This is a genomic window from Neisseria maigaei, assembly GCF_958267405.1.
GTDB lineage: Bacteria > Pseudomonadota > Gammaproteobacteria > Burkholderiales > Neisseriaceae > Neisseria > Neisseria bergeri.
Genome location: NZ_CATQFT010000053.1, coordinates 56,327 through 74,241, shown reverse-complemented (window position 1 = coordinate 74,241; position 17,915 = coordinate 56,327). Strand labels below are relative to the sequence as shown.

20 protein-coding genes are annotated in these 17,915 nt (G+C 52.4%); 9 read left to right on the top strand and 11 right to left on the bottom strand.

Annotation, left to right across the window (positions count from 1 at the left end; genetic code table 11):
* Positions 1-20: 20 nt before the first annotated feature.
* From Q3O06_RS09700 to Q3O06_RS09655, 10 genes are all read right to left on the bottom strand, one after another.
* A complete protein-coding gene (locus Q3O06_RS09700; protein WP_301818636.1) occupies positions 21-1,835 on the bottom strand; it encodes a PglL family O-oligosaccharyltransferase in 1,815 nt (604 codons plus the stop codon).
* Positions 1,825-2,178: a DUF2069 domain-containing protein gene (locus Q3O06_RS09695; protein WP_301818634.1), complete on the bottom strand. Its 354-nt coding sequence runs from the start codon at positions 2,176-2,178 to the stop codon at positions 1,825-1,827. The genes Q3O06_RS09700 and Q3O06_RS09695 overlap by 11 nt, the downstream gene beginning before the upstream one ends.
* An 8-nt stretch (positions 2,179-2,186) precedes the next feature.
* Positions 2,187-2,795, bottom strand: coding sequence for a Maf family nucleotide pyrophosphatase (locus Q3O06_RS09690; RefSeq protein WP_301818658.1), 609 nt, complete (start codon positions 2,793-2,795; stop codon positions 2,187-2,189).
* A gap of 43 nt (positions 2,796-2,838) precedes the next feature.
* Positions 2,839-3,609, bottom strand: a complete 771-nt coding sequence (gene tatC / locus Q3O06_RS09685; protein ID WP_301818632.1) for a twin-arginine translocase subunit TatC — start codon at positions 3,607-3,609, stop codon at positions 2,839-2,841.
* A 13-nt stretch (positions 3,610-3,622) separates the two neighbouring features.
* Positions 3,623-4,309 (bottom strand): Sec-independent protein translocase protein TatB, encoded by a 687-nt coding sequence (gene tatB / locus Q3O06_RS09680; protein ID WP_301818630.1) that lies wholly within the window; start codon positions 4,307-4,309, stop codon positions 3,623-3,625.
* Positions 4,310-4,312: 3 nt separating this feature from the next.
* Positions 4,313-4,516: a Sec-independent protein translocase subunit TatA gene (tatA, locus tag Q3O06_RS09675; protein WP_025457908.1), complete on the bottom strand. Its 204-nt coding sequence runs from the start codon at positions 4,514-4,516 to the stop codon at positions 4,313-4,315.
* Positions 4,517-4,563: 47 nt separating this feature from the next.
* Complete coding sequence (locus Q3O06_RS09670; RefSeq protein ID WP_301818656.1) at positions 4,564-4,887, bottom strand: histidine triad nucleotide-binding protein; 324 nt, start codon at positions 4,885-4,887, stop codon at positions 4,564-4,566.
* Between the two features lie 71 nt (positions 4,888-4,958).
* On the bottom strand, positions 4,959-5,282 hold the full coding sequence (locus Q3O06_RS09665; RefSeq protein WP_301818629.1) for a phosphoribosyl-ATP diphosphatase: 324 nt from the start codon (positions 5,280-5,282) through the stop codon (positions 4,959-4,961).
* Between the two features lie 141 nt (positions 5,283-5,423).
* Positions 5,424-6,488: a 2,3-butanediol dehydrogenase gene (locus tag Q3O06_RS09660; protein WP_301669191.1), complete on the bottom strand. Its 1,065-nt coding sequence runs from the start codon at positions 6,486-6,488 to the stop codon at positions 5,424-5,426.
* A gap of 204 nt (positions 6,489-6,692) precedes the next feature.
* Positions 6,693-7,811 carry a histone deacetylase family protein gene (locus Q3O06_RS09655; RefSeq protein ID WP_301818627.1) on the bottom strand — a complete coding sequence of 373 codons (1,119 nt, stop codon included), beginning with the start codon at positions 7,809-7,811 and terminating at the stop codon, positions 6,693-6,695.
* 130 nt (positions 7,812-7,941) lie between these two features.
* On the opposite strand from Q3O06_RS09655, the gene yajC reads away from it, so the two are divergent.
* The 9 genes from yajC to Q3O06_RS09610 all read left to right on the top strand — a co-directional run bounded on the left by yajC (position 7,942) and on the right by Q3O06_RS09610 (position 16,361).
* Positions 7,942-8,208, top strand: a complete 267-nt coding sequence (gene yajC / locus Q3O06_RS09650) for a preprotein translocase subunit YajC (RefSeq protein WP_107818542.1) — start codon at positions 7,942-7,944, stop codon at positions 8,206-8,208.
* Positions 8,209-8,419: 211 nt separating this feature from the next.
* Positions 8,420-10,273 (top strand): protein translocase subunit SecD, encoded by a 1,854-nt coding sequence (secD, locus tag Q3O06_RS09645; RefSeq protein WP_301818655.1) that lies wholly within the window; start codon positions 8,420-8,422, stop codon positions 10,271-10,273.
* A 3-nt stretch (positions 10,274-10,276) separates the two neighbouring features.
* Positions 10,277-11,212, top strand: a complete 936-nt coding sequence (gene secF / locus Q3O06_RS09640; protein WP_301818625.1) for a protein translocase subunit SecF — start codon at positions 10,277-10,279, stop codon at positions 11,210-11,212.
* Positions 11,202-11,336 (top strand): hypothetical protein, encoded by a 135-nt coding sequence (locus Q3O06_RS09635; protein WP_003753973.1) that lies wholly within the window; start codon positions 11,202-11,204, stop codon positions 11,334-11,336. The genes secF and Q3O06_RS09635 overlap by 11 nt, the downstream gene beginning before the upstream one ends.
* Before the next feature lie 76 nt (positions 11,337-11,412).
* Entirely contained in the window at positions 11,413-11,682 is a 270-nt protein-coding gene (gene rpsO, locus Q3O06_RS09630; protein WP_002217790.1) for a 30S ribosomal protein S15, read from the top strand.
* Between the two features lie 277 nt (positions 11,683-11,959).
* Complete coding sequence (locus Q3O06_RS09625; protein WP_301818621.1) at positions 11,960-13,084, top strand: ABC transporter ATP-binding protein; 1,125 nt, start codon at positions 11,960-11,962, stop codon at positions 13,082-13,084.
* A gap of 15 nt (positions 13,085-13,099) precedes the next feature.
* Positions 13,100-14,065 (top strand): ABC transporter permease subunit, encoded by a 966-nt coding sequence (locus tag Q3O06_RS09620; RefSeq protein ID WP_301818620.1) that lies wholly within the window; start codon positions 13,100-13,102, stop codon positions 14,063-14,065.
* A complete protein-coding gene (locus tag Q3O06_RS09615) occupies positions 14,065-14,952 on the top strand; it encodes an ABC transporter permease subunit (RefSeq protein ID WP_301818619.1) in 888 nt (295 codons plus the stop codon). Before Q3O06_RS09620 ends, Q3O06_RS09615 begins: the two co-directional genes overlap by 1 nt.
* Positions 14,953-15,065: 113 nt before the next feature.
* Entirely contained in the window at positions 15,066-16,361 is a 1,296-nt protein-coding gene (locus Q3O06_RS09610) for an NAD(P)/FAD-dependent oxidoreductase (RefSeq protein ID WP_301818618.1), read from the top strand.
* 107 nt (positions 16,362-16,468) lie between these two features.
* Here Q3O06_RS09610 and rho read toward each other — a convergent pair whose 3' ends face one another.
* On the bottom strand, positions 16,469-17,728 hold the full coding sequence (rho, locus tag Q3O06_RS09605) for a transcription termination factor Rho (RefSeq protein WP_301818617.1): 1,260 nt from the start codon (positions 17,726-17,728) through the stop codon (positions 16,469-16,471).
* Positions 17,729-17,915: the final 187 nt, after the last annotated feature.

The window sequence follows — 17,915 nt, the reverse complement described above, 5'->3', positions numbered from 1 at the left end:
TACACATCCGCCGGCGCGGGTCATTTGCAGGGTTTTGCTTCCGGATGGTCGGGCGCGGCGGCGAAGGCTTTGCAGTCTTTGAGCAGTTCGGGCAACAGCGGCGCCCATACGGGCAGTTTGCGGATTTCGTCGGCGTATCGGGGCATCAGGTAGGGGTAATAGGACTGTGTCGCCCGCATCCATTGTTTTGCTTCTGCAACTTTGCCTTGCCGCATCAGGTAGAGGGCGATGCGGTAGGTGGCGGAGTAGGGGCGGTATTTTAGTGCTTTGAGGGTTGCTTCTTCCGCCCAAGTCTGGGTTTCGGGGTATTCCGGCAGGGCGAAGTTTACGAGAGAGAAGTCGGCATAAAAGGACAGCATCGGACTGTTTGCGGAAATATAGCGCAGTTCGTTGATTTTCCGGTTGAGGGTTTTGGCACTGTCGTCAGTGGCGGGGGAAAAGGCGTTAACCAGCCGGGTGTATGTCCAGTCCAAGTGCAGCAATCCTGCGAATATGGCGGCGGAGGCGGTTAGTATGCCGAGATTGGCGGCTTTTTTGAAGGCGATGCCGTCTGAAGCCTCTGCGGGGGACAGGAAGAGCATCAGTCCGAAAGGGATGAGGAAATAGACATACCACAAAGGATATTCGAGCATACTGTGGCACATACTGACGGCAAGCGTGCAGATTAGGAAAAGCGATGCGGGGGTCAGGGGGCGTTTCAGCAGCCCGGCAATGCCCGTCAGCAGGGTTGCGGCAACCAGAAGCGTGCCGCTGATTCCCATCTCTGCAAGGAGTTGGAGGACGATGTTGTGGGAATGGGTGAACAAGTTGCTGAGGAGGTTGTCGTGTATGTTGTGCTGTTCGGCATTGATGAGGAAGGTTTGTTGGGCAAAACTGTTCCAGCCGTGCCCGAATATCGGGGCGGACTGGAAGGCGGCAAGGGCTTTGCGCCATTCGGTTTGGCGCGGCAAGTCTGTGAAACCGCCGTTGGCAACGCGTTCGACGGCAGTTTCGTAGCGGATGCCGGTAAAGGTTTCCAGAATGGTGTTCATGGAAAATTGGAACAGCGCGGTAAGGAATACGGCTGCGGCTATGCCGAGCATCGTCCGCCTGTTGGATTTGTCCGAACGGAAATACCAGAAGGGAAGGATGAGGGCGATGGCGGCTATGTAGGTCAAGATGGTGCGCGAATTGACCAAACCTAAAACGGCGGTCTGCATAATCAGGCAGATTGCGCCGAGGGCGGCGGGGATTTTTCGTTGTCCGTTGAGGTAGGCGGCGGCGAGTATGCCCCACATCAGGTAGTGTCCGAGGTTGTTGCGCTGCCCGATGTGTCCGATTACGCCTTGCCCGCTGTAAACGATGAGGTTTTGAAGCAGGGGGGTGTCTTCCCAGCCGGCAAACTGGATGACGACGATGCAGGATTGAAGCAGGGAGCCGATAAGCAGCGACCAGGCAAACAGGGTCACGATGCGTTCTTGTCCGAAGTGTGCGACCAAGCTCCGGCAGGCCCACGCGCTGACGGCGAGCAAGATGAAAATCCAAGAGACGATGTCGTTCATACCGGGGTAAATCAGGTTCATCAGGCGTGCCTGAAGATACCAAAACGCCGCCATTGCAAACAGAAGGAAGCTGATGGCGGGGATTTTGACATCAAACAGTTTTTTTCCTGCCGTGAGGAACAACAGGACAATCAGGCCGGCTGCGGCGGCGGCATCGTGGTAAAAGTCGGGCGACGGTTCCAGCCTGAGCGCGAAGGTAAAGGGGACGATGCCTATCCAAAGGAAGCAGGGCAGGATGTAAATCGGCAGTTTGGCGGCGGGGCGCGCGCCGGATACGGTCGTTTCAGCGGACATTGTTTGTTTCCTTGTATTGTTTGACGAACGACAGGCAGGAGATGAAGAAGATGATGCTGAATACTGCGGAAAGCGCGGCGCAAATCTGTTCTGTCGGATAAGCGTCGAACAGGCGCATGACGGCTTCGGCAAAATAAATCAGAACCAGCATAGAGCTGTATTGGTAGGTATAGATTTTTTTCTTCAGAATACCTGAAAGCGGCAGACAGAGGGGGAGGGCTTTGAGCGCGAGCCACGAACCGCCCGGGCGCAACGGTGCAATCCACAGTTCCCAGGAAAGGGACAGGATTATCAGTGCAATCAGGCTGAAAGAGGCAAGGAGGTAAGCGGTTTGTCTGTTCACGGCAGTCTTTACGGTTTAAGGGCGGACAAGGGGGAGCGGTATCCCAAATCCTGCAACATCGAAACGGTTTCATAAACGGGCAGCCCCATAATGCCGCTGAAGCTGCCTTCGATAGATTGGATAAAGATGCCGCCTATGCCTTGTACGGCGTAGGCGCCGGCTTTGTCCATCGGTTCGCCGCTTTGCACATAGGCGGAAATTTCTTCCGAACTCAGGGGTTTGAAAACGACGTTGTTGGTTTGGACGCGGCTTGTCGTTTTGCCGCGATAACGGATGCAGACGGCAGTCAGGACGGTATGCCCGGTTCCCGACAGCAGTTTTAAGAATTTGACTGCTTCGGCTTGGGAGCGGGGTTTGCCTAATATAATGCCGTCTGAAACAACGCAGGTATCCGCTGTAATCAAGGGAAAGTCAGGCATTGCGCCGTTGGTTTCGCAAAAGAGGGTCAGGGCGGTTCGGTTTTTTTCTTCTGCCATCCTTTGAACGTAACGGGCAGGGTCTTCGTTCTGTCTGACCGTTTCGTCGATCTCGGCAGGCAGCTTGACGACCCGATAGCCCAACTGCGTCAGGATTTCCATTCTGCGTGGGCTGCCCGAACCTAAGTAAAGGGTGTTCACGGTGTGCTCCTTAATGTGCGACGGGGCTTCAGACGGCATAGTGTCAGGTTTTTGCAGGCGGCTGTATGTCGCCATCCTGTTCTGAACGTGGAGTGAAGAAGCGTCCGAACCAAATACCTGCTTCGTATAAGAGAATCAGTGGAATGGCAAGTAGGGTTTGTGAGATGACATCGGGCGGTGTGATGACTGCGGCAATGACAAAAGCACCGACAATGACATAGGGGCGGGCATGTTTGAGCTGTCCGGTTGTTACCACGCCGATTTTGGTTAACAGGATAACGACGATGGGAACTTCAAAGGTTGTGCCGAACGCAACGAACATGCCTAAGATAAAGGACAGGTATTTGTCGATGTCTGTCGCCATATTGACGCCGACAGGGGTAACGCCGGCAAGGAATTTGAAAATGACGGGAAAAACCAGAAAATAGGCAAACGCCATGCCGATGAAAAACAGGCTGACGCTTGAGAGGACAAGCGGGGTAATCAGGCGTTTTTCGTTTTGATAGAGTGCGGGGGCGACAAATGCCCAGATTTGGTAGAGCGTATGCGGCAGCGAAATTAAAAATGCCGCCATCAGGGTAACTTTGACCGGCACGAAAAATGGTGCGATGACATCGGTGGCAATCATGCTGGTGTCTTTTGGCAGGTTTGCCATCAGCGGGTCGGCGATAAAAGTATAGAGTTGTTGGGCAAACGGCATTAGGCCGAAAAAGCAGACTAAGATGCCGACAACCGTCCACATCAGGCGGCGGCGCAGCTCGATGAGGTGTTCGACAAGCGGTTGGACGGGTTGTTCGTTTTGTGTTTCGGACACCGGATTGCCCTCTTTATGATTTACGGACGCGCAATTTCGGTTTGGCGCGGTGTTTCGGACGAAAATCGCGTTTGCGGCTTATTGCCTGTTTGCGCAGGGAAGTGGTGTGCGGAACAGGCGTTTCAACAGCAGTATCGATATAGCTGACTTCGACGGTCTGTACGACGGGTGCGGCGGCAGAAGCAGTCAGGTATTCCCGCCATGCGCGGTCTTTGTCGGTTTCCGCGGGTTCGGCTGTACTGCCGGTTTGCCTGTCGTCCCCAAGGGTTTCGGCGGAAGTATCGGAACGTTCAGACGGCATAACGTCGGAAATGCCGTCTGATAGGGTGTTTGCCGCATCAGGAAGGGGGGTGCCGCCTTCATCGACACCGAAATCGGCAGGCGTGCGCTGTTCGGGCAGTTTGTCCCAAGGTTTCAGACCGTCAGAAATGTCGTGCAGACTGTTCTGCATATCCGTATCGGTTTCTTTGAGGCTGTCTCGAACCTGAGCAGCGGCAGCTTCGAATTCCTGCTTTGCCTTCCTCAGTTCTTCCAGTTCGATTTGAGTGTCAAATTCCTGTTTGACACTGCCGACAAAGCGTTGCAGCCTGCCGATGAGCCGTCCGGCGGTGCGGGCGGCCTCGGGCAGGCGTTCGGGGCCGAGGACAATCAGGGCGATAATGCCGACCAAAATCAGCTCGCCCAAACCGAAATCAAACATAAATTACGCTTTGTCTTCGTCTTTTTTGTGTTCGATTACATCGTCTTTTTTGGCTTCTTTGCCGTCTGTGCCTTCGTTCAGCCCCTGTTTGAAGTCATGAACCGCGCCGCCGAGGTCTTTGCCGACGTTGCGCAGTTTTTTGGTGCCGAATATCAAAACGACGATAATCAGTACGATAATCCAGTGCGTAAGAGAAAAACTGCCCATGATGTATCCTTAAGTAAGTATTAGGGGGTTGATTGTGAAATAACGGTTTATACGGGTGTGCCCATGATGTGTATATGCAGGTGGAAGATTTCTTGCCCGCCGCCTTTGCCGGTATTGATTAGGGTTTTAAAGCCGTCGGTCAGTCCCGAAGCTTTAGCGATTTCGGGAACTTTCAACATCATTTTGCCCAATAGCTGCTGATGTTCGGGCGCGGCGTGCGCCAGCGAATCGAAATGGACTTTGGGAATCAGCAGCAGATGAACCGGAGCGGCGGGGTTGATGTCTTTGAAACAAACCATTTCGCCGTCTTCATAGACGGTTTGCGCCGGAATCTCTTTGGCGGCAATTTTACAGAAAATACAGTTGTCCATAACGACTCCGATGCCGTCTGAAAAGCGGTCAGACGGATTGAATGTGGGAAAGTGCGGATTGTAATATAAATTCAAGATTCTGTGCGAGCGGCTTTTTCGGCCAAGCCCGACAAACCTTGACGGCGCGCAAGTTCGTCCAGTACGTCTTCCGCCTTCAGGTCGTGGTGTGTCAGAAGAATCATGGTGTGAAACCATAAGTCGGCAACTTCGTAAATCAGGTGGGACGGGTCTTTGTCTTTGGATGCCATCAACACTTCGCCCGCCTCTTCAATGACTTTTTTCAGAATTTTGTCTTCGCCCTTATGCAGGAGCTGTGCGACGTAAGATTCGGACGGATCGGCAGATTTGCGCTGGATGATGGTTTGTTGGATGGCGGATAGTACGGAATCTCCCATGATTTTCCCTCTGTTTGTTTCTGTTTGTTCGGAATGATAGGCTAAACGGCTGCTTTCGGGCAATACGCCTGTTGCGTTTCGTTGAAAAAATGCCGTCTGAGCGTTTCAGACGGCATTTGTGCTGTTGCAAATGTAATTTGCTTACAGGTTTGGATTCACAATAATTTTAACGGCGGATTCGTTGTTGTGAATCAGACGCTCAAAGCCTTCGGAAACCAGTTCGTCCAGCTTGATGCGCTGGGTGATGAAAGGCTCGAGGTTGATTTTGCCTTCTTCGACCAGTTTGATGGTTTCCGCGTGGTCGTTGCAGTAGGCAATCGTGCCGCGCACATCCAGTTCTTTCATCACGACGCTGTGGACGTTGACGGTGGCGGGGTGGCTCCAGATGGATACGATAACCAAGTTGGCGGCGGGTTTGCAGGCTTCGACCAAAGTATCCAACACTTTGTTCACGCTGGTACATTCGAATGCCACGTCCACGCCTTCGCCGTTGGTCAGTTTTTTCACTTCTTCGACGACATCGACTTCGGACGGGTCGAGGATGTAGTCGGCAACGCCGGATTCGCGGGCTTTGTCTTTGCGCGCTTTGCTCAATTCGGTGATGATGACTTTGATGCCTTTGGCTTTCAACACGGCGGCCAACAGCAAACCAATCGGACCTGCGCCGCCGACCAATGCGACATCGCCTTCTTTCGCGCCGCTGCGTACATAAGCGTGGTGGCCGACGGACAGAGGCTCGATCAAAGCGGCTTGATCCAACGGGATTTTGTCGGAAATCGGATGCACCCAACGGCGTTTGACGGCGATTTTTTCGGACAGGCCGCCGCCGCAGCCGCCCAAGCCGATGAAGTTCATGTCTTTGGAGAGGTGGTAGTTGCTGCCGGGGCCGGTCGGTACGTTATCGTGTACGATGTAAGGCTCGACAACAACGTGTTGACCGACTTTGATGTCGTCTACGCCTTCGCCGACGGCATAGACCACGCCGGAGAACTCGTGTCCCATCGTGACGGGTGCGGACTCGCCGGAAATCGGGTGCGGATGACCGCAGGGCGGGATGAAAATCGGGCCTTCCATAAATTCGTGCAGGTCGGTGCCGCAGATGCCGCACCAGGCGACATTGATGCCGACGGTGCCGGGGGCGACGGCCGGTTCGGGGATGTCTTCGATGCGGATGTCGCCTTTATCGTAAAAACGTGCTGCTTTCATTGTAACGCTCCTTGTTTTCAAGTAGGAATGCCGTCTGAAAAATGTCGGACGGCGGTTGAAATGGGAATGGCGTGAAGAAGCCTGACCGTTTCCGGTTGAATCTGTTTAGATGTTATTTTACTACAAGAGACGTGTTTAAGCACGCGGAAGGCTTTCTGTTTGCGTCAGGTCAAATAATGATGCCGTCTGAAAACCGAATCGGCTTCAGACGGCATTTATATCGTAACGGTCGGATTGGGTAGGTTGGCGTACCTGTCCGGTTTTCGGTTTGGCAAACCGTTTTTTTGTCGGGTTCAGTGTTTTCTGATAGGCGGTTGCGGCATCGGATTTGCCCAGCCCTGCCAGCACGCGGATATGCTCGGCAGCAGATTGTGCCAGAGGTTCAAGGGTGTAGCCGCCTTCGAGTACGGATACGATTTTGCCGGGGCAGCCCGATGCCGTCTGAATGATTTTGTGTGTCAGCCAGGCAAAATCTGCCTCGTGCAGGTTGAGCCTGCCCGATTCGTCCAGACGGTGTGCGTCGAATCCTGCCGACAGCAGTACCAGTTCGGGTTTGAATGCGGCAAGCCGGGTCAGCCACTGTTTGCGGACGGCTTCGCGGAATGTGCGGCTGCCCGTTCCCGGCGGCAAGGGCAGGTGCACCATATTGCCGCCGTCGGGCATATCGTTGTTTTCGGGGAAGGGGAAAAGGTCGGTTTCAAACAGGTTGAAAAACAGGATACGCGGATCGTCTTTGAATATTTCTGCCGTACCGTCGCCGTAGTGGACATCGAAATCGATGACGGCAATGCGTTTCAGGCGGTATTCGGCAATGGCATGCATGACGCCGGCGGCAACGTTGTTCAGCAGGCAGAATCCGCCGGCTTTGCCGCTTTTCGCGTGATGCCCCGGCGGGCGGGCGACGCAAAAGGCATGCCATGCTTTGCGTTTCATGACCATATCGACCGCCTGAACTGCCGAACCGGCGGAAAAACGGGCGGCGGACAGGGAGTTTTTGCTGATAACGGTGTCGTCGTCCAAACGGCAAATCTTGCCGTCTTCGGGTAGGCAAGATTCCAAACGGTTCAGATATTTGCTCGAGTGGACAAGTGCAAGGCGCGTATCGCTGATTTCTTCCGCCTCTACGGTTTGGAGGTGCTGCCAAATACCGGCGCGGCGCAATGCCTGCTCGATGCAGAGGATGCGGTCGGGCGAATCGGGATGGTTTGCTCCGGGTTCGTGTCCGGTGCAGGCGGGGTGGAAAAGCCAGGCGGTCTGGGCGTTTTTGCCCAAAAAAAGGCGCAGCAGGGCGTAGAGTTTCAGGAACAGGCGGGTCAGCGGCATGGGTTCGGGAAAGGGGTTGCAGACGGCATACGGTTGGGTATGGGCAGCAAACCCGATATATTGTTTACGGTCTTATGCTATTATATACCCCGCTCGATTTTCAATCATATTTAGAAAGAACGGATAAATTATGAATCAAGCTGTTGCACAATTTGCTCCTTTGGTGTTGATTATGGTGGTGTTCTACTTCCTGATCATGCGCCCCCAACAAAAGAAATTCAAAGCGCATCAGGCGATGCTTGCCGCCTTGAAAGCCGGCGATAAAGTGGTCTTGGCGGCAGGTTTCAAGGGTAAGGTAACCAGAGTCGGCGAACAGTTTTTTACCGTGGATATCGGACAGGGTACAAAAATCGAGGTCGAAGTGGAACGCAATGCGATTGCCTCAAAAGTCGATTGATTTGTGCCGACAAGCCGCATCGGGAAAGCCCGTATGCGGCACTTTGTTTTGAATTCCAACCGAAGGCTTGACCATGTTCCGACACGCAGGGCGGCATATTCAGGATGCCGCCCTCCGGTCTCGTCTGACTGGGAAGGGGTTTTGCCTCTTCTGAAATAGCCCGATTCCGACACCACCGAAAGGGTGGGGTTTCAACCATTAAGGAACAATGATGAACCGTTATCCTTTATGGAAATATCTGCTGATTGTGTTCACGATTGCGGTTGCCGCAGTGTATTCGCTGCCCAACCTATTCGGCGAAACGCCCGCCGTGCAGGTATCGACCAACCGACAAGCCATCATCATCAACGAACAGACTCAATCCAAAGTGGATGCCGCACTGCAAAACGCGGGTATTCAGACCGACGGGATGTTTGTTGTGGACAATTCACTGAAAGTGCGTTTTAAAGACACCGAAACGCAGCTTAAAGCGCGCGACATCATCGAAAACACTTTGGGCGAAGGGTATATTACCGCGCTCAACCTGTTGGCGGACAGCCCCGAATGGATGGCGAAAATCAAAGCCAATCCGATGTTTTTGGGTTTGGACCTGCGCGGCGGCGTGCATTTCACCATGCAGGTCGATATGAAAGCCGCGATGCAGAAAACGTTTGAACGTTATTCGGGCGACATCCGCCGTGAACTGCGCCGCGAAAAAATCCGCAGCGGCACGGTGCGTCAGGCTGAAAACAGCCTGACCGTCCCTTTGCAGGATGCCGGTGATGTGCAAAAGGCACTGCCGCAGTTGCGCAAGCTGTTTCCTGAGGCAACGTTAAATTCGGAAGGTAGCAATATTGTATTGACGCTTTCGGAAGAGGCGGTGAATAAAGTACGATCAGATGCGGTGAAGCAAAACATCACTACACTGCATAACCGTGTAAACGAATTGGGTGTGGCAGAACCGATTATCCAACAGTCAGGTTTGGACCGTATTGTCGTACAGCTTCCCGGCGTGCAGGATACTGCCAAGGCAAAAGACATTATCGGCCGTACTGCGACTTTGGAAGTGCGCATGGTGGAGGATGATCCTGTTAAGTTGCGCGAGGCTTCGGAAGGTAATGTACCCGCAGGTTATGAGCTGCTTTCAAGTGGTGGGGATCATCCGGAGACCCTGTTGATCAGCAAACAGGTTGAACTGACCGGCGACAACATCAACGACGCGCAACCAAGTTTCGACCAAATGGGCGCACCTGCCGTAAGCCTGAGTTTGGACAGCGCAGGCGGCAGCATTTTCGGCGAACTGACTGCCGCAAATGTCGGCAAACGCATGGCGATGGTTTTGATCGACCAAGGAAAATCCGAGGTTGTAACCGCACCGGTTATCCGTACTGCCATTACCGGCGGACGCGTGGAAATTTCCGGAAGCATGACGACAGCCGAAGCCAACGATACGTCTTTGCTGCTGCGCGCCGGATCCCTTGCCGCGCCGATGCAGATTGTCGAAGAACGCACCATCGGTCCGTCTTTGGGTAAGGAGAACATCGAAAAAGGCTTCCATTCGACTTTATGGGGTTTTGCCTTCGTTGCTGCATTCATGGTGGTTTACTATCGTCTGATGGGTTTCTTTTCCACCATTGCATTGAGTACCAACATACTGTTCCTAATCGGTATTTTGTCTGCCATGCAGGCAACGCTGACGTTGCCGGGTATTGCCGCGCTGGCGTTGACGCTGGGTATGGCAATCGACTCCAACGTCTTGATTAACGAACGTATCCGCGAAGAATTGCGTGCCGGTGTGCCGCCGCAGCAGGCCATCAACCTCGGTTTCCAACACGCATGGGCGACCATTGTCGATTCGAACCTGACTTCGCTGATTGCCGGTATCGCGCTTTTGGTATTCGGTTCCGGCCCGGTACGCGGCTTTGCTGTCGTACACTGTTTGGGTATTCTGACTTCGATGTATTCGTCCGTCGTCGTATTCCGTGCGTTGGTCAACCTGTGGTACGGACGCAGACGCAAATTGCAGAATATTTCCATCGGTGCGGTATGGAAACCTGAAGCCGAAACTGCGGCAGGTAAGGAGTAAGCTATGGAACTCTTTAAAATCAAACGCGATATTCCGTTTATGAGCTACGGCAAACTGACGACCTTCATTTCGTTGGTTACGTTTATCGCCGCCGTATTCTTTTTGGTAACCAAGGGCCTGAATTTCTCTGTCGAATTTACCGGCGGTACGGTAATGGAAGTCCAATATCAGCAGGGTGCGGATGTCAATAAGATGCGCGACCGCCTCGATACGCTGAAAATGGGTGATGTACAGGTTCAGGCATTGGGTACGAACAAACACATCATGATCCGCCTGCCGAACAAAGAAGGTGTTACTTCCGCACAGTTGTCCAATCAGGTTATGGATTTGCTGAAAAAAGACAGTCCCGACGTTACTTTGCGCCAAGTCGAATTTATCGGCCCGCAAGTCGGTGAGGAATTGGTTACCAATGGTTTGATGGCATTGGGCTTCGTAGTGGCAGGTATTATTATTTACTTGTCCATGCGTTTTGAATGGCGTTTTGCCGTATCTGCCATTATCGCCAATATGCACGACATCGTGATTATTCTCGGCTGCTTTGCCTTCTTCCAATGGGAATTTTCGCTGACCGTCTTGGCAGGTATCCTTGCCGTATTGGGCTATTCTGTGAACGAATCCGTCGTCGTCTTCGACCGTATCCGTGAAAACTTCCGCAAGTCGGCGATGCGCGGACATACCGTGCCGGAAGTCATCGACAACGCGATTACCGCCACCATGAGCCGCACCATCATTACCCACGGTTCGACCGAGGCGATGGTTGTTTCTATGCTGGTGTTCGGCGGTGCGGCCTTGCACGGTTTTTCTATGGCGTTGACCATCGGCATTGTGTTCGGCATTTATTCTTCCGTATTGGTTGCCAGCCCGCTCTTGCTGATGTTCGGCTTGAGTCGTGAAAATATCGCCAAGGAAGCGAAACAGAAGGAAGAAATTGTGGTCTGATGTCAAATGCCGTCTGAAACCGGAAGATGTCTCCGTTTTCAGACGGCATTTCGCCGACATCGCAAAATATCGTGCAGAACAGCAAAAATTGTGTGATAATGCGCCGTTCCTGTTTCAGGAATAGGGAGTTTGCCGTTGTCGAGGCTTGGCAAACTTGTCCGAATCCCTATGGGGATTCTTATATTTTTGGAGTTTTCATTATGGCATTGACCGTAGAACAAAAAGCACAAATCGTTAAAGATTTCCAACGTAAAGAAGGCGACACCGGCTCTTCTGAAGTACAAGTCGCCCTGTTGACTTTCCGCATCAACGACCTGACCCCCCACTTCAAAGCCAACCCCAAAGACCACCACAGCCGTCGCGGCCTGTTGAAAATGGTCAGCCAACGACGCCGCTTGTTGGCATATTTGCGCCGTACCCAACCCGATACGTATCGTGCGTTGATTACCCGCTTGGGTCTGCGTAAATAATTGCGCTTTCCGACACCGCCCAGAAAAAATGGGCGGTGTTTTCTTTTCTGTTGCTTTCCGACAAGTTCAAATCCATATTTATTGCCCGAAAACCGCATAAACTAATATAATACAAAGTTCTTTGGAATCCTGTTCCATTTCATGCTGCCCGTGCGCTTCACAAGAGTTTCAGACGGCATCAGACGTTGCGACTCCCGCCAGCAATCAAACAGCTTTTTATCACCCATTCGAAAATCCGTTTTGCCGGTACTCGTCTTTTTATTGGAGTATTGCCATTATGACCGCAACCACTGCGTCTTCAGCCAAACCTTATCTGCAAATCCAAGGCTTGGTGAAAAAGTTTGGTGACAATTACGCTGTCGATAACATCGACTTGGACATTTATCAACACGAAATCTTCGCCCTTTTGGGCAGTTCCGGCAGCGGAAAATCCACGCTGCTGCGTATGCTGGCGGGTATGGAAAGCCCCAATCAGGGGAAAATTATCCTTGACGGTCAGGATATTACCAAACTTGCACCCTATGACCGCCCCATCAATATGATGTTCCAAAGTTACGCGCTTTTTCCGCATATGACCGTAGAGCAAAACATTGCCTTCGGTCTGAAACAGGACAAAATGCCTAAAGGCGAAATCGATGCGCGCGTCGAAGAAATGCTCCGCCTGGTTCAGATGACCAAATTTGCCAAACGTAAACCGCACCAATTGTCCGGCGGTCAGCAACAGCGCATCGCTTTGGCACGCAGTTTGGCAAAACGTCCGAAAATCCTGTTGCTTGACGAACCTTTGGGGGCATTGGACAAGAAATTGCGCCAGCAAACCCAGCTTGAGTTGGTCAATACGCTGGAACAAGTCGGCGTAACCTGTATTATGGTTACGCACGACCAAGAAGAAGCCATGACGATGGCGACCCGCATCGCCATTATGTCTGACGGTCAGTTGCAGCAGGTCGGTACACCCAGCGATGTGTATGACTATCCCAACAGCCGCTTTACTGCCGAGTTTATCGGCGAAACCAATATTTTTGACGGTGTCGTGATTGAAGATCACGCGGATTATGCCGTTATCGAATGCGAAGGTTTAGAAAACCACGTCCGCATCGACCACGGTTTGGGCGGCCCGAGCGAACAGGACCTGTGGGTCAGTATCCGTCCCGAAGATATCGATTTGTATAAAGAAAAACCTGATCATTTGGGTAATTATAACTGGGCGAAAGGCACGGTAAAAGAAATTGCCTATTTGGGCAGCTTCGCCATATACCATATCAAACTCGCCAACGGCCGTGTCGTTAAAAGCCAAGTTCCTGCACCTTACTGGTATGTGCGCAACATTACACCGCCGACTTGGGACGAAACCGTGTATATCAGTTGGCCGGAAAACCAACCGACTCCGTTGTTCCGTTGATTTAAGGGGAATGCAATGAACCTTAAAAAACTGAAAAACAAACTGTTCCGCCGCCCGGGGCAGCGTGCGGTGATTGCCGTACCGTATATTTGGCTTTTGGTGCTGTTTCTGATTCCGTTTGCCATCGTGCTGAAAATCAGCTTTGCCGAACAAGAAATCGCCATTCCGCCGTTTACGCCGCTGACCAGTATCGACGAAGATTTAGGCCGTCTGAACATCGCCGTCAGCTATCAAAACTATGCCGATATTTTCCAAAATTTTTGGCATACCCTGAATCCCTTCGGCGACAGTGAAAATAGCAATATCTATCTGATGACCTATTGGTCTTCAATAAAAACTGCACTGACGACGACGGTTATCTGCCTGTTGGTCGGTTATCCGACCGCCTATGCGATTTCCCGTGCCAATCCTTCCGTCCGCAATGGTTTGCTGCTTGCCATTATGCTGCCCTTTTGGACATCGTTCCTGTTGCGCGTCTATGCGTGGATGGGCCTGCTCGGACATAACGGCATTGTAAACAACCTGTTGATTAAGATGGGTATTGTCAGCGAACCACTAGATTTGTTCTACAATGCGTTTTCGTTAAATTTGGTAATGGTTTACGCCTATCTGCCGTTTATGATTCTGCCGCTATATACGCAACTGGTGAAACTCGACAACCGCCTGCTCGAAGCGGCTTCCGACTTGGGCGCGGGGCCGGTCAAATCGTTCTTGACGATTACCCTGCCTTTGTCGAAAACCGGCATTATTGCAGGTTCGATGCTGGTGTTTGTCCCTGCTGTCGGCGAGTTCGTCATTCCCGAGCTGGTCGGCGGTTCGGAAAACCTGATGATTGGTAAAGTATTGTGGCAGGCATTCTTCGATCAAAACAACTGGCCGCTGGCTTCTGCCGTCGCTGTTGTGATGGTCGCGCTGCTGGTCGTGCCGATTGCGCTGTTCCAGCACTATGAAAACCGCGAATTGGAAGAAGGAGCCAAATAATGCAGAAATCCAAATTATCTTGGTTCTTGAAACTGATGTTGGCACTGTCGCTGGCGTTTCTGTATATCCCGCTGGTCGTTTTGGTTGTCTATTCGTTTAACGAATCCAAGCTTGTTACCGTTTGGGGCGGCTTTTCGACCAAGTGGTACGGCGCATTGCTGGAAAACGACACCATCTTGGAAGCTGCTTGGTTATCGCTGCGTATTGCCGTCGTGTCTTCGCTTGCCGCCGTGGTTTTGGGGACGCTGGCGGGCTATGCGATGGCGCGTATCAAACGTTTCCGCGGCAGTACCTTGTTTGCCGGTATGATTTCCGCACCTATGGTGATGCCCGACGTGATTACCGGTCTGTCTATGCTGCTCCTGATTATTCAGGTGCAGATGTTTCTGCAAGGTAGCGAATTGCTGCAATCGCTTTATTTTGATCGAGGCTTTTTCACTATTTTCTTAGGACATACCACGCTTTGCATGGCATACATTACCGTTGTTATCCGTTCGCGCCTGGTTGAGCTTGACCAATCGCTCGAAGAAGCTGCAATGGATTTGGGTGCGCGGCCGCTGAAAATCTTTTTCGTGATTACCCTGCCGCTGATTGCGCCCGCGATTGCCTCCGGCTTCCTGCTCGGCATTACCCTGTCGCTGGACGATTTGGTGATTACCTCATTCCTCTCCGGCCCGGGTTCATCCACATTGCCGCAGGTAATTTTCTCCAAAATCAAGCTGGGCCTCGACCCGCAGATGAACGTTTTGGCAACCATCCTCATCGGCATCATCGGAACGCTGGTGATTGTCGTCAACTATTGGATGATGAGGCAGGCGACCAAGCGCGACCGAGAAGCGGCAGAAGCCTACCGCCAGGAAAAACTGGCTGCCGAGAAAGCGCATTGACCGACAGGGCAGGCTGACCGCATTATCAGGTCAGCCTGTTTTCTTAAAGTAGACGGCATGGTCCGGCAAACCGCATCATACCGTCTGAAAATACACCTGATAAAGCAAACATAATGATTCGCCCTGATTTTCAAGAATATCTGCCTTCTTATTATTTCAGTTCGGTTAATCCTCATACTGTTTATCCGAAACTCCAATGCCGTCTGAAAACTGATACCTGTATCATCGGTGGCGGCTTGAGCGGTTTGTGCACCGCATTGCCGCTGGCGGAACACGGACATGAAGCCGTCGTTTTGGAAGCTGCGCGTATCGGCTTCGGCGCGTCGGGACGGAGCGGCGGGCAGGTTATCAGCGACTACGCCTGCGGTATGGGGGAAATTGAAAAACAGGTCGGCTTGGAGCAGGCGCAATGGTTTTGGCAACAGTCTTTGCAGGCGGTTGAGCTTGTGGACGAGCGCGTACGCAAATATGCGATTGACTGTGATTGGCAGCGCGGTTATGCCACGGTTGCCGTCCGTCCGCAGCATTGGGAAGAGTTGCAGCAGTGGCATGAACACGCCCAACGGCATTACGGTGCGAGTCATTATCAGCTTTGGGATAAAGCCGAGTTGAAACAGCAGCTTGATAGCGATATGTACCAAGGGGCACAGTTCGATCCCTTGTCCGGGCATCTTCATCCGCTCAATTACACGTTGGGTGTTGCCGGTGCCGCTGCCAAAGCCGGTGCGCAGATTTTTGAGCATTCTCCCATGATACGCATCGAACCTTATCAAAACGGTTGGCTGGTTTACACGCCCGAAGGCAGCGTTGAATGCAAAAATCTGGTGTACGCCGTCAATACCTATGCCGGTTTGAATCCGATATTCCGGCCTTTGGAGCGCAAGGCGATTGCCGTCAGCACCTTTATTATTGCCACCGAACCCTTGGGCGCGCGCGCAAAAGGGCTTATCCGCAACAATATGGCAGTATGCGACAACCGCCATATTTTGGACTATTACCGCCTCAGCGCAGACGGCAGGCTGCTTTTCGGCGGCAAAGACCACGAATTTATCGACGATCCCGCGCGTATGACCGAACTTGTCCGCCAAGATATGCTTAAAGTTTTTCCGCAGCTTGCCGATGTCAAAATCGAATATTCGTGGGGCGGGGAGTGCGACATCACCGCCAACCTTGTCCCGCATTTCGGACGTTTGGCCCCGAATGTTTTTTATACGCAAGGTTATTCCGGGCACGGGATGGCGATAACGGGCATTGCAGGCCTGGCGGTTGCCGAAGCAATTTTAGGGGACGAATGCCGTCTGAAGCCGTTTGAGCAGTTGCGCCAGCCGAACATCATCCTCCAACCGTTTTTGCGCAAACTCGGTTCCTTCCTCGGCTCGAAATATTATCAGTGGAAAGACAGCCGTTAAGCGTTGCAGGCAGTATGTTTATCCATCGGCGGCAAACGTGAAAAATGCCGTCTGAAACCCGATTTTCAGGTTTCAGACGGCATTTCGCATTAATGCGGGCGGCGTGTTTATTTGCCGCGCATCAGTTCAAAGAAATCATCATTGTTTTTAGAGGCTTTGATTTTTCCGATTAAAAATTCGGCTGCCTCGATTTCATCCATCGGGTGCAGGAATTTGCGTAAGAGCCACATACGTTGCAACTGGTCGTTCGGGACAAGCAGCTCTTCGCGGCGCGTGCCGGATTTGTTGATGTTGATGGCGGGGAAGAGGCGTTTTTCCGCCATACGGCGGTCAAGGTGCAATTCCATATTGCCGGTGCCTTTGAATTCTTCGTAAATCACATCGTCCATACGGCTGCCGGTTTCAACCAATGCGGTGGCGATAATGGTCAGCGAACCGCCTTCTTCCACGTTGCGCGCCGCGCCGAAGAAACGTTTGGGACGGTGCAGTGCGTTGGCATCGACACCGCCGGTCAGGATTTTGCCCGAGGTAGGCACGACGGTATTGTAGGCGCGGGCAAGGCGGGTAATCGAGTCCAGCAGGATGACCACGTCTTTTTTGTGTTCCACCATACGCTTGGCTTTTTCAAGCACCATTTCGGCAACTTGGACGTGGCGTTGCGCCGGCTCGTCAAATGTGGAGGAAACCACTTCTCCTCGGACGGAACGGCTCATTTCGGTTACTTCTTCGGGGCGTTCGTCAATCAAGAGGACGATGAGTTCGACTTCAGGATAGTTTGCGGTAACGGCGTGGGCAATATTTTGCAGCATCACGGTTTTACCGCTTTTGGGCGGGGCAACCAAGAGGGCGCGCTGACCTTTGCCGATGGGCGAAATCAGGTCAATGGCGCGTCCGGTCAGGTTTTCTTCGGACTTTAAGTCGCGTTCCAGCTTCAACTGTTGGGTCGGAAACAGCGGGGTCAGGTTTTCAAACAGGATTTTATGGCGGCATACTTCCGGGTGGTCGCCGTTGATGGAATCCAGTCTGACTAGGGCAAAATAGCGTTCGTTGTCTTTGGGGACGCGCACGCTGCCTTCGATGGTGTCGCCCGTATGCAGGTTGAAGCGTCGGATTTGGGTGGGTGAGACATATATGTCATCAGGACCCGCGAGATAGGAGGTATCCGCACTTCGGAGGAAACCGAAACCGTCGGGCAGGATTTCGAGTGTGCCGGAGCAGGTAAAACTCTCGCCTTTTTTCATCATTTGACGGACGATGGCAAAAACCAAGTCTTGCTTGCGGAAACGGTTGGCATTTTCGATAGCGTGTTCTTCTGCCAACTCTAAAAGTTTGGAAATGTGCAGGGTTTGTAATTCAGAGACGTGCATAATAATGATATATAGAAGAGGAAAAGACGGGCGGATGCCGTCTGAAAGAAGAAGCTGACCGTTACCGGTTGCTCGGAGAAAGGGGGAATTGTAGGCAGTCGGCGTGCAGGTGTCAAATATTATCTCAGGCGGGGTTAGCCTTTATCGGCAGGATATATCGCTTGAGTAAAGTCGTTTGGAAAAATAC